The 11,365-nt window shown below is 65.4% G+C and carries 10 protein-coding genes and 1 pseudogene; 7 read left to right on the top strand and 4 right to left on the bottom strand.

Going from position 1 to position 11,365, the window contains the following annotated elements; translation table 11 throughout:
• The 4 genes from EOA23_RS25855 to EOA23_RS25840 form a co-directional block, all read right to left on the bottom strand.
• Nucleotides 1-636, bottom strand: a 636-nt coding sequence (locus tag EOA23_RS25855) for an ATP-binding cassette domain-containing protein (protein WP_145966483.1), incomplete at its 3' end; no start/stop codon positions are given.
• The gene (locus EOA23_RS25850) at nucleotides 633-1,619 is read right to left on the bottom strand and encodes an ABC transporter permease (RefSeq protein WP_126059946.1); all 987 of its coding nucleotides are present in this window, start codon (nucleotides 1,617-1,619) and stop codon (nucleotides 633-635) included. The genes EOA23_RS25850 and EOA23_RS25855, both read right to left, overlap by 4 nt.
• Nucleotides 1,620-1,726: 107 nt before the next feature.
• A complete protein-coding gene (locus EOA23_RS25845; protein ID WP_127306229.1) occupies nucleotides 1,727-2,716 on the bottom strand; it encodes a substrate-binding domain-containing protein in 990 nt (329 codons plus the stop codon).
• A gap of 77 nt (nucleotides 2,717-2,793) precedes the next feature.
• Nucleotides 2,794-3,855 carry a LacI family DNA-binding transcriptional regulator gene (locus EOA23_RS25840; RefSeq protein WP_127306228.1) on the bottom strand — a complete coding sequence of 354 codons (1,062 nt, stop codon included), beginning with the start codon at nucleotides 3,853-3,855 and terminating at the stop codon, nucleotides 2,794-2,796.
• 146 nt (nucleotides 3,856-4,001) lie between these two features.
• Between EOA23_RS25840 and EOA23_RS25835 the strand changes: the two genes are divergently transcribed.
• The 7 genes and pseudogenes from EOA23_RS25835 to EOA23_RS25805 all read left to right on the top strand — a co-directional run.
• The gene (locus EOA23_RS25835) at nucleotides 4,002-5,033 is read left to right on the top strand and encodes a hydroxyacid dehydrogenase (protein WP_127306227.1); all 1,032 of its coding nucleotides are present in this window, start codon (nucleotides 4,002-4,004) and stop codon (nucleotides 5,031-5,033) included.
• A gap of 240 nt (nucleotides 5,034-5,273) precedes the next feature.
• Nucleotides 5,274-6,488 (top strand): ROK family transcriptional regulator, encoded by a 1,215-nt coding sequence (locus EOA23_RS25830; RefSeq protein ID WP_126059942.1) that lies wholly within the window; start codon nucleotides 5,274-5,276, stop codon nucleotides 6,486-6,488.
• Nucleotides 6,485-7,738, top strand: a complete 1,254-nt coding sequence (locus EOA23_RS25825) for a M20/M25/M40 family metallo-hydrolase (RefSeq protein ID WP_127306226.1) — start codon at nucleotides 6,485-6,487, stop codon at nucleotides 7,736-7,738. The genes EOA23_RS25830 and EOA23_RS25825 overlap by 4 nt, the downstream gene beginning before the upstream one ends.
• A gap of 35 nt (nucleotides 7,739-7,773) precedes the next feature.
• Nucleotides 7,774-8,835: a substrate-binding domain-containing protein gene (locus EOA23_RS25820; RefSeq protein ID WP_127306225.1), complete on the top strand. Its 1,062-nt coding sequence runs from the start codon at nucleotides 7,774-7,776 to the stop codon at nucleotides 8,833-8,835.
• Nucleotides 8,836-8,898: 63 nt separating this feature from the next.
• Complete coding sequence (locus tag EOA23_RS25815) at nucleotides 8,899-9,960, top strand: substrate-binding domain-containing protein (RefSeq protein ID WP_245474349.1); 1,062 nt, start codon at nucleotides 8,899-8,901, stop codon at nucleotides 9,958-9,960.
• Nucleotides 9,961-10,003: 43 nt separating this feature from the next.
• Nucleotides 10,004-10,975: an ABC transporter permease gene (locus tag EOA23_RS25810; protein WP_127306224.1), complete on the top strand. Its 972-nt coding sequence runs from the start codon at nucleotides 10,004-10,006 to the stop codon at nucleotides 10,973-10,975.
• A 13-nt stretch (nucleotides 10,976-10,988) separates the two neighbouring features.
• A pseudogene (locus EOA23_RS25805) lies at nucleotides 10,989-11,365 on the top strand (YhfX family PLP-dependent enzyme); the annotation flags it as partial.

Here is an 11,365-nt window from a genome sequence, read left to right as displayed (position 1 = left end):
GACCGACAGCACGTCGTTCAGCCGGTGCGAGATCAGGATGACGGCGATGCCTTCCGAGCGCAGCCGCCGGATGAGGTCGAGCACGCTCTGCACCTCGCGCACGGCAAGCGCCGCGGTCGGCTCGTCCATGATGACGAGCTTCGGGTTGAAGGTGAGCGCCCGCGCGATCGCCACCGTCTGCTGCTGGCCGCCGGAGAACGAACCGACGGAGCGATTGATCGACGGCAGATGCGCGCCGAGCCGCTCGATCATCTTCGACGCCTGGCGATCCATCTCGCCTTTGTCGACAAAGCCGGGGAACAGGCCGAACAGTCTCTTCGTCGGCTCGCGTCCGAGAAAGATGTTCGACGCCACGTCCTGCTGCTTGGCCAAAGAGAGATCCTGGTAGATCATCTCGATGCCGAGTTGGCGGCGCTGTCCAGGGTCGAGGGCAAGAATGTCCTTGCCGTCGAATTCGATCGAGCCCGCGTCGGCGCGGTAGATGCCGGTGATAGTCTTCATCAGCGTCGATTTGCCGGCGCCATTGTCCCCGACCAGCCCGACCACCTCGCCGGCCGCGACGGACAGATCGACGCCATGCAGCACGTCGACCGCGCCAAAACTCTTGCGGATGCCGCGAAGCGAAAGCAGGGTCATACGCGCGACTCCTTCCGCACCTGGTACTGGTCGATGAACACGGCGAGGATCAGCACGGCACCGATCGCCATCTGCTGGTAGTAGGATTGCACCGCAAGCAGCGTCAGCCCGTTCTGCAGCACGCCCATGATCAGCGCGCCGATCATCGTGCCGAGGATCGAGGCGCGGCCGCCAAAAAGGTTGGTGCCGCCGATGATCGCCGCCGTGATCGCGGTGAGCTCGTAGTTGATGCCGGCGGTCGGGTCGCCTGCATTGACGCGCGCGGTGAAGAGCAGGCCCGCGAGCCCGGCAAGCGCGCCGGAGAGCGTGTAGATGATGCGGCGGTGATGCTCTACGCGGATGCCCGCGGCACGCGCCGCCCCTTCACTGTCGCCCAGCGCCAGCGTGTGGCGGCCGAAGCGCGTATAGGCAAGCACCGCATGCGCCACGATCGCCGTCAGCACGAAGATGATCACCGGCATCGGAATGCCGAAGGGCCGCCCCTGGCCGATATAGACGATCTCGGGCGGCAGGCCGTAGATCGCCCTGCCCTGCGAGATGACCAGCGCCAGCCCGCGTGCCAGGCCCAGCATGCCGAGCGTGACGATGAAGGCCGGCACGAAGGCGCGGGTGACCAGCTGCCCGTTGATGTGACCGGCGATGGCGCCGGCCAGGATGCAGGCGATTACCGCGAGCACCGACGGCCAGCCGAGATTGACGGCCACGAAGGCGCCGGCGACCCCGGCAAGTCCCATCACCGAGCCGAGCGACAGGTCGAGCCCGCCGGAGCCGATGACGAATGTGGCGGCGATCGCCAGCACGCCGATCGTCGAGGTCGCGAGCAGGATGTTGAGGAAATTGCTGAGCGACAGGAAATAGGGCGACAACAGCGCCATCGCCGTGCTCAGCGCCAGAAGCACCACCAGCGACTCCAGCCTGATGTGGAGCCTTTCAACGGATGCGCGCTGCACCCGAGCCCAGAAGCCGGGCTGTTCAGAAGCCATGTCTTTGCACCTTCGAGAGAGGGCGGTAAGGCAGTAGGGCTTAGGCAGTAGGGAAAAGATAATAGCGGTGCGAGCTGCTGCTTCCCTACTGCCTACTGCCTATTTCCTCACTTCACATATTGCAGCATCGGCTCCTTGCCGGCGTCGATCACGTCCTTGGTCAGCACCAGCGTAGGCACCGCGATGCTGTCCTCGACCTTGTCGCCCGCCAAGGCCTTCTTGACGTTCTCCACCGCCTGCTTGCCGACCAGATAGGGAAGCTGCGCCACCGAGGCGTTGAGGCGGCCTTCCTTGATCGACTTCACAGCATCGACATTGCCGTCGACGCCGATGATCGTCACTTGCGGGCCTTTGCCGGCCGCATAGACCGACTCCACCGCGCCGAGCGCCATACCGTCATTGGCGCAGAAGATGGCGACGAGGTCGGGATGCGCGGTCAGCGTGTCGGTGGCGATCGAGGCGGCCTTGCCGCGGTCCCAGTCGCCAGGCAACGAGGCAACGATCTCGAGGCCGGGCGCCAGTTCCTTCAGCTTGTCGGCGAAGCCCTTGGCGCGCTTCTCGCCGGTGATGTTGCCGGAGAGGCCCTCGATGACCAGCACCGGACCCTTGGCGTCCTTGCCGAGCTTTTTGGCCAGATACTCCGCGCCCTGCGCACCGGCGGCGATGTTGTCGGAGCCAATATGGAAAGTCACCTTCACGCCTTCCTTGTCGAGCACCGCCTGGTCGAGATTGTTGTCGAGGTCGACGATCTTGATGCCGGCATCCTGCGCCGACTTAAGGCAAGGCAGGAGGTTGGTCGAGTTGATGGCGGCGGTGATCATCGCCACCGGCTTGCGCTCGAGCATGGTGTTGCAGAGGTTCAGCTGCGGCTCGGCCGCCTGGTCGCTCTCGGCCGCCTGCTGGAAATATTTCACGCCTGCTTCCTTGGCGCCGTCCTCGACGCCCTGCGCCATCGCGCCCCAGAACGGATTGGCCAGCGTCTTCATCAGCACGCCATATTCGCCGTCTTCGGCCTTGGCGACGCCGATGGCCGAAAAAGCCAGGGCTACGCCCAATGCAAGGGTAAATCGATTTATCTTCAGGGTAAGCGATGTCATTCCAGTCCTCCTTCTGATCTAACGCGCCGGATGCCTTGGCCAGGCCGGCACCGTCCTTCCGTTGTCGACAATGGGGGCTATTGTCGGTCTCCTCCCCCGGAATGCGGGCCGTTGCCTGGCGAGCCAACGGATTCCCGCTCCAACACCTGGCAGGGTTCGAGCCGCGCCGTGGGTGGCCCCACCGCGCCTTCGACCCTGCGAAACAAAAGGTTCATCGCCTCGCTGGCGATCTGGCGGACCGGCTGCACCACGGCGGCGATCGCCGGCCATGTCACCTGCATCCATTCGGCGTCGTCGAAGCCGACCAGTGAGATATCGTTCGGGCAATGCCAGCCGCGCCGGCGGAATTCGGACAGCGCGACAAGCGTGCCCTTGAGCAGCAGCGAATAGACGGCGGTCGGCCGTTCGCCCCGACCGAAATAATCGCGCAGCGACGATCGCAGCGGCTCGACGCTGACCTCCGAGGTGATCACGTCGATGCGGATGGATGGGTCGAGCGCCAGCGCCTGGGTGCGAAAACCTTCCAGGCGAGCGCGCACGGTTGCCGCGCCTTCGGCGAGACCGATGATCAGGATGTGCTTGTGGCCCTTGCCGACCAGCATCCGCGCAACCTCGGCGCTGGCGGCGGCGCTGTCGGCGGAAACGGTATCGAAAGCGTCGTCGGACAAGACGCGGTCGATCAGCACGCCGGTCATGCCGTTGGCTTTCATGAAGGCGGCCGCCGGCCCGTGCTCGTTGCGCACCGGCGCCAGCACCACGCCGGCAACGCGCCAGTCATGCATGCGGGCCAGGATCTCCTTCTCGCGCGCTTCCGATTCACGGCTCGATGCGGCGACCAGCGTGTAGCCGCGCTGCTCGGCAAGGCCTTCAAGTTCGGTGACCATCTGGCCGAAGAACTCGCTTTCAAACTCGGGCATGATGGCGCCGATGATGCGGCGCTTGGCCCTGCGCATGTCGGAAGCTAGTGGATCGACGCGATAGGCCAGACGCTCGACGGCATCGAGGACGCGCTGCGCGTTTTCAGGCTTCACCGTTGTGACACCGGCTAGCACCTTGGAAACGGTCGCCGCGGACACGCCGGCATGGCTTGCCACGTCGTGGATCGACGGACGCCTTTGCTGGGTTTCCCGTTGCGCCATTGACCTCCTCCCGAGGGCAGGCAGCCGACTTTCGGCCTCGCTATTCTAATCGATAAATCGATTTTTCGTTCTTGTAAATCGTTTCATCGTGGGTAAGACTCGAAGATGTGATTGACGCGATCCAATCGTGTCCCGGGAGGAAAATCATGTCCGACAAGACCTTGCCGCTGGTGATCAGCGCGCCCGAACCGCGCACGCTGGACCTTATCTTCACGCCGCCGCAACTGGCGCGCCTGCGCAGCCATTATCGCATTGTCGAGACCACGCCGGAAGGTGTTTCTGCCCTACCCGCCGAGACGCTGGCCGAGGCGCGTTACATCATCGGCCAGCCGCCGATTTCAGCAGAGACGCTGGAAAAATTGAAGGCGCTGCGCTGCATCTTCAACGTCGAGACCAACCTCCTCAACAACATGCCCTATGAGACGCTGTTCGCGCGCGGCATCCATGTCGTCACCACGGGCATGGTCTTTGCCGAACCGGTGGCCGAGCTCGGCCTCGCCATGGCGCTCAATCTCGCGCGCAACATCGTCGACGCCGATCTCGCCTTCCGCCAGGGCAAGGAATTGTGGGGCGGCGACGGCAACCAGACCGCGCGGCTTCTCTCCGGCGCCGATGTCGGCATCATCGGCTTCGGCGATCTCGGCCGTGCGCTCAACCGCCTGCTGACCGGCTTCCGCACCCGCACGAAGGTCTATGATCCGTGGCTGCCGCCGTCGATCCTGGTCGACAATGGCGTCGAGCCGGCCTCGCTGGAGGAGGTGCTGTCGCAAAGCAATTTCGTCTTCGTCGTCGCTTCGGTCACCAGCGAGAACCAGGGTTTTCTCGGCGCCGACTCTTTTGCCAAAATGCGCAAGGGCGCTGCCTTCATCCTGCTCAGCCGCGCCGGCGTCGTCGATTTCCAGGCCTTGATGCAAGCGGTGAAGAGCGGCCACATCGTCGCCGCAAGCGACGTCTTCCCGGAAGAGCCGCTGCCCAAGGACCATCCCGTCCGCACCCTCCCCGGCTTCCTGCGTTCCGCGCATCGCGCCGGCGCCCTCGACATCGCCTTCAAGCGCATGGGCGACATGGTGCTGGAGGACATGGACCTCGTCGATCGCGGCCTGCCGCCGCTGCGCTCCAAACGTGCGGAGCGTGAGACGGTGTCGAGGATGCGTTCGAAGCCGGTCGACAGGAACTGACGTGGCTCGACGCACTGACCAGCCAGCACGCGCGTGTTCGGAACCGGCTTGATCGCTCGCTTCCGCCGGCCCGAACTGTGAGCAATCTCGATTCGCCGCGGTTGCCGGGTCGGTGCGGCAGCTGGCGCCCCAGTAAATCACCCCTCTTTCGATTGCGGTCTCCGACAATCCGACGTGATCGTTGACAAGGCATCATTTCACCAATAAGTTCGGTGACAGAACGAATTAATCGAGGCGTATGTGAGCGACCTGCCGCGTATTTCCCGCCAGTTCTCCCAGCGCTCCGTCATGGAAGCGATTGTCCAGGGCGGGCCGATCTCGCGGGCCTCGATCTCGAAGCTCACCGGCCTGTCGAAGCAGACGATCTCCGAGATCGTGCGCGGGCTCGAGCAGGAAGGCTGGGTGCAGGAGACCGGCCGCACCAGCGGCCATGTCGGCCGCACCGCCGTCACCTACGAGCTCGTCCACGACGCCGCCTACATCATCGCCGTCGACCTGGGCGGCACCAAGGTGCGGGTGGCGCTGACCGACCTCGCCTGCCAGATCTTCGCCGAGGCGGCGACGCCGACCGATCCGCGCGGCGGTCAGTTCGTCATCGACCAGATCGCGGCGCTTGCCTTCCAGGCCGCCGCCCGCGAGCGCATTCCGCGCAAGAAGATCCGCCTTGCCGTCATCGGCGCTCCGGGCGCGCCCGACCCCGCGACCGGCCGCATCCTGCTTGCGCCCAACATTGCCGGCTTCGACGCCATGAATGTCCTCGACGCCTTCGAAAAGGTGCTCGGCGTCGCGGTGATGATCGAAAACGACGTCAATCTCGCCGTGCTCGGCGAGAATTGGCTTGGCCAGGGCCAGGGCATCGACAATCTCGCTTATATCGCGCTTGGCACCGGCGTCGGCAGCGGCCTGATGCTGGGCGGGCATCTGGTGCGCGGCGCCACCCATGCCGCGGGCGAGATCGGCTTCATGCCGATCGGCGCCGATCCGTTCGCGGCTGAATCGCTGCGCACCGGCGCTTTCGAGCGAGCGGTGGCGACGCACGCGATGACCGAACGCTACAGGTCCCTGACCGGAGCCCAGGTCACGGTTCCGGCGATCTTCGAGAATGCGGCTGCAGGCAACAAGGCAGCGCTTGCCGTGCTCGACGAGACGGCGCGGTATCTGGCGCAAGGCATTGCGGCGATCGCCGCCGTCGCCAATCCCGAGAAGGTCATATTGGGAGGTTCGATCGGCCTCAGGCCGGAGATCCTCTCGCGCGTCAAGGACTTGATGCCGCTGTGCTTCCCCTACCCCGTCACCGTCGAGGCCGGCGAGTTGGGCGCGCGCGCCGCGCTGATCGGCGCGGCCGCCATCGGTCTCGGCCAGCTGCACAACACGCTGTTCGGCGTCGACGCGCCGGACGGCCGCATTTCCCTTCCCACCGCCCAGGCGGCTGCCTTGAAGGAGGTCGTGCTGTGACCGCAGATATCGTGACCAGGCTGCGAGCCGCTCTCGATCCCGACCAGGCCCTGGCGCTGTTCAGGGGCGCGATCGGCTGCGAAAGCATCACCGGTAACGAGGCGAATTTCGTCGGCTTCCTTGAGGCGAAAATGCGCGAGCTGGGACTGAACGGCTTGAGCCGGGCGGATTTCCTGCCCGGCAGGCCGAACGTCTGGGGCGAACGCAAGGGTGCCGGCGATGGCAGGCGCCTGCTCTTCATCGGCCACACCGACACCGTTCATGTCGACGGCTGGCGCGAGCATTGGTCCGGCACCGAGCGCGAGGACCCGTTCGGCGCGCCCGTCATCGATGGGGCTGTGTGGGGCCGCGGCTCCGGCGACCTCAAGGCGGGCATCACCGCTTCGCTGGCGGCGCTCTCGCTGCTCGACAAGGCCGGCATCCGCCTCAAGGGCGATGTGGCCTTCGCTTTCGTCGGCGACGAGGAGAGCGGCCAGCCCGGCACTGGCGTCTCCGCCGGCATCAAGCATTTCGTCGGCCGCATCGAGGCGGGTGAAGTTACTGCGCCCGACTTTACCGTCTATGTCGAGCCGACGCAGCTTGCCGTCTACGCCGCGCAGATCGGCTTCTTCATCACCGACATCACGATCACCGGCAAATCGGCCTATTTTGGCGTGCCCGAGCTCGGCAAGGATGCGTTGCGCGCCGCCCATGCCGCCATGACGGCGCTGTGGGAGCACTCGGATCAGGTGGCCGCCCGGGCGCAGCACAAGCTCACCGGGCGCGGCTTCCTGCTGATCACCGGCCTCACCGGCGGCGGCTATATCGCCGTGCCCGAGCGATGCACGCTGTCGCTGATCCGCAAGCTCCTGCCGGGCGAATCCCTCGACACGGCCGCCGCCGAGATCGAGGCCGCGGTGCGCGGCGCCATCACTGATCCCGAGATCGCCGTGGAGTTCGCCTATCCGGCCGGACGCGATCACAGGCTGGGCGGCACCGCCGCCGAGATCGACGAGACGCGCGCCGAGGTCGCCATGCTGTCGCAATCGATGGCAGGCGCCATGGGCGGCCGCGGCGTGATCGAGGGTGCGCCCTTCTGGTCGGAATCGTCGTTCTTCGTCAACCGGTTGGGCACTCCCGCCGTCTATTGCGCGCCGGGCGACATCCGCAACTGCCACACTTTCGAGGAGCACGTCGATGTCGAGGAATACCTCGCCGGCATAGTCGGCTTCGCAGCCTTCATGGCCCGCTATTGCGGCGTGGCCGATTGAACGACCAACGAAGCAGAAAATGGGAGACTGAAAACATGCTGATGAAGAAATGGATTGCCGCCGCATTGGCCGGCGGATTGATGCTCGCCGGCGCCGCCGCTCACGCGCAGACGGTCGGTCCGCAGGGCGAGACCGCCACGCCGAGCTCCAGCCTGACGCTGAGCGATGCCGACATCGCGGCGCTGAAGGACAAGGGCTACAAGGCTGCCCTTCTGTGGCACACCTCTTCCGACTTCACAAATGCTGTGACAGCCGGCGCCACCGACGAGTTCGCCCGCGCCGGCATCTCGATCGCGGTCAAGACCGACGCGCAGTTCGACGCCGCCCGCCAGCGCAGCGACATCGAGACCGCTTTAGCCGCCAAGCCGAATGTCATCCTGGCATTGCCGCTCGACCCGGTCACCTCCGCCGAAGCCTTCCGCCAGGCGGTCAAGGACGGCGTCAAGCTGGTGTTCCTGTCGAACCTGCCCAAGGACTACAAGCAAGGCACCGACTACGCCTCGATCGTCACCGACGACCTCTACCAGATGGGCAAGCAGGCGGCCGACGCCATGGCCAAGGCCATCGGCGGCAAGGGCAAGGTCGGCTATATCTTCCACGATGCCAACTATTACGTCACCAACCAGCGCGACCAGTCCTTCAAGAAGACCATCGAGAAGGACTATCCCGACATCAAGATCGTCGCCGAACAGGGCATCTCCGACCCGGCCCGGGCCGAGGAACTGGCGAATGCCATGCTGCTGCAGCATCCCGATCTCGACGGCATCTACGTGACCTGGGCCGAGCCGGCCGACGGCGTGCTTTCGGCGCTGCGCGGCGCCGGCAACACCCACACCAAGATCGTCACGCTCGATCTTGCCGAGCCGGTCGCGCTCGACATGGTCAAAGGCGGCAATGTTGCCGCGCTCGTCGCCGACAAGGCCTACGAGCTCGGCCGCGCCATGGCCGCCTCCGGCATGAAGTCGCTGCTTGCCCAGCAGACGCCCGCCTTCGTCGTCGCGCCGGCGCTCACCGTGACCAAGGAGAACGTCTCCCAGGGCTGGAAGGACTCGCTCAACCGCGACGCGCCGCAGTCGGTGCTCGACGCGGCGAAGTGAGCCGACGCTCCGGTTCGGCCTGCCGGGCCGGAGCTGTCTTCCTGAACAAGAAGGGGAACGGATATGCGCAAAGCATTTGGTATCATGACTGTATTGGCGAGCCTGTTCGCCGCTCACGCCTTCGCCGCCGAAGGCGTCACCACCGGGCCGAACGGCGAGAAGCCGGTTCCGGCGGCCTCGCTGACGCTGACGGCGGCGCAGGAGCAGCAGATCAAGGACGGCAAGTTCACCGCGGCCCTCGTCTGGCACGAGATGAGCGAGTACACCAACGCGGTCAACGCCGGGGCGCGCGACGAGTTCAAGCATCTCGGCATCGAGGTGGTGGCGCAGACCGATGCCGGCTTCGACGCCGCCCGCCAGAAGGCCGATGTCGAGACGGTGATGGCCAAGAAGCCGTCGATCATCCTGTCGCTGCCCGTCGATCCGGCGACCGCGGCCTCCGTCTACGATCCGGCCCGCCAGGCCGGCGTCAAGCTCGGCTTCGTCGACAATTGCCCGGCCGGCTACAAGCAGGGCGCGGATTACGTCACCATCGTCTCCGACGATCTCTTCCAGATGGGCAACAAGGCCGGCATCGCCATGGCTGAGGCGCTCGGCAAGAAGGGCAAGGTCGGCTACATCTTCCACGACGCCGATTTCTACGTCACCAACCAGCGCGACGGCGCCTTCAAGAAGACCATCGAGCAGGACTATCCCGACATGAAGATCGCCGCCGAGGCCGGTATGGCCGACCCGGCGCGCTCAGAGGACATCGCGCAGGCGATGATCACCCAGCATCCCGACCTCGACGGCATCTATGTCACCTGGGCCGAACCGGCGCTGAGCGTCCTCTCCGCCCTTCGCGCCGCCGGCAACACGCATACCAAGATCGTCACGCTCGACCTCAACGAACCGGCCGCGCTCGACATGGTCAAAGGCGGCAACATCGCAGCCCTTGTCGCCGACGAGGCCTATTCGATCGGCGTGACGCTGGCGCGAGCCTCCGCAGGCTCGCTGGTCGGCCTGAAGGCCGAGCCTTTCTACGCGGTCGATTCCATCGCCGTCACCAAGGACACGGTGAAGGACGGCTGGAAGAAATCGCTCAACAAGGACGTGCCCGCGACCATCGCGGACGCCATGAAGTAGACGGCATGGCAGGCTGCGAAGCACGCACCATCGGAGATCGAAAATGACCAGCGCCAACACCGGCACCGAGATGGGCAGCTTCGCCAGCCGCTTCAATCTGCAGCAATATGTCGTCTATCTCGGCTTCCTGGCGATCTTCCTGTTCTTCGCCTTCATGCTGAGGGACAGCGGTTTCCTCACCGTCCGCAACCTCTCCAACATCGTGCTGCAGACGGCGCCGGTGACGATCATGGCGATCGGCCTCGTCTTCGTCATGTCGGCCGGCGAGATCGACCTTTCGATCGGCTCGATCGTGGCGGTATCGGCGCTCGCCGCCGCCGTCACCATCGCCTCCTATGGGATGGCGGCAGGCATCGTCGCCGGCCTGGGCGCCGGTATCCTGATCGGCCTCATCAACGGCGCGCTGGTCGCCTATGTCAGGCTGCCGTCCTTTCTGGTGACGCTGGCGACGATGGGCCTGTTCGCCGGCGTCTCGCGCTCTATGACCGATCTGCGTTCGATCTCGGTCACCAACGAGGCCTTCACCGGTTTCTTCGGTTCCGGCTCGCTGCTCGGCGTGCCCTCGCTGATCTGGTGGACGGTGATCGCCATCGCCGTCGGCCACCTCGTCTACCGCGAGACGCGTTTCGGCGCGCATGTGCTGGCGACCGGCGACAACGCCCGCGCTGCAAGCGTTTCGGGCATCAGCGTGCCAAAGATCAGGCTCGCCGTGCTCACCATCAGCGGCGGGCTCGCGGGCCTCGCCGGATTGCTTTACGCCGGCCGCCTGCAGGCGGCGAAATACACACTTGGCGAGACCGATCTGATGACGGTGATCGCCGCCGTCATCGTCGGCGGCACGCTGCTCAATGGCGGCAAGGGCTCGATCGTCGGCGCCCTCGTCGGCTCGCTGATGATGGGCATGCTGAACAACGGCCTTATCCTGATGGGCCTCTCGGTCTCCGACCAGATGATCGTGCGCGGCCTGATCATCCTCACCGCCGTCGCCGTGTCGCTGCGCGACAAATCCCGCTGAAGGAACCTTTTCCATGTTTCTTGACGTTCTGCGCCGCCGCAACTCCGCCTTCATCGAAGCGGCGATCGGCCTTCACCAGCAGGGCAAGCTGCCGGCCAACGCCTATGTGCTCGATCTCGACACGGTCGAGCGCAATGCAAAGGTCCTCAAGCAGGAAGCCGATCGGCTCGGTCTGAAGATCTTCGCCATGACCAAGCAGGTCGGCCGCTCGAGCTCCTTCTGCAAGGCGGTGATGCGCGGCGGCATCGAACGCGCTGTCGCGGTCGACATGGCCTGCGCGCGCGCCACGCATAAGGCCGGCATGAAGCTCGGCCATCTCGGCCATCTGCAGCAGATCGCGAAATTCGAGGCGGACGCGGCGGCAAGGACCTTCAAGCCGGACTATTGGAC

The organism is Mesorhizobium sp. M2A.F.Ca.ET.042.01.1.1 (assembly GCF_003997405.1).
Taxonomy (GTDB): Bacteria; Pseudomonadota; Alphaproteobacteria; order Rhizobiales; family Rhizobiaceae; genus Mesorhizobium.
The sequence above is the reverse complement of the archived record's forward strand: the minus strand, read 5'-3'. Positions and strand labels throughout refer to the sequence as shown.

Bases quoted from the DNA above. Each gene is read 5' to 3' on its own strand.
- EOA23_RS25850 (WP_126059946.1), bottom strand. From the start codon at position 1,619: ATGGCTTCTGAACAGCCCGGCTTCTGGGCTCGGGTGCAGCGCGCATCC.
- EOA23_RS25845 (WP_127306229.1), bottom strand. From the start codon at position 2,716: ATGACATCGCTTACCCTGAAGATAAATCGATTTACCCTTGCATTGGGC.
- EOA23_RS25840 (WP_127306228.1), bottom strand. From the start codon at position 3,855: ATGGCGCAACGGGAAACCCAGCAAAGGCGTCCGTCGATCCACGACGTG.
- EOA23_RS25835 (WP_127306227.1), top strand. From the start codon at position 4,002: ATGTCCGACAAGACCTTGCCGCTGGTGATCAGCGCGCCCGAACCGCGC.
- EOA23_RS25820 (WP_127306225.1), top strand. From the start codon at position 7,774: ATGCTGATGAAGAAATGGATTGCCGCCGCATTGGCCGGCGGATTGATG.
- EOA23_RS25815 (WP_245474349.1), top strand. From the start codon at position 8,899: ATGCGCAAAGCATTTGGTATCATGACTGTATTGGCGAGCCTGTTCGCC.
- EOA23_RS25810 (WP_127306224.1), top strand. From the start codon at position 10,004: ATGACCAGCGCCAACACCGGCACCGAGATGGGCAGCTTCGCCAGCCGC.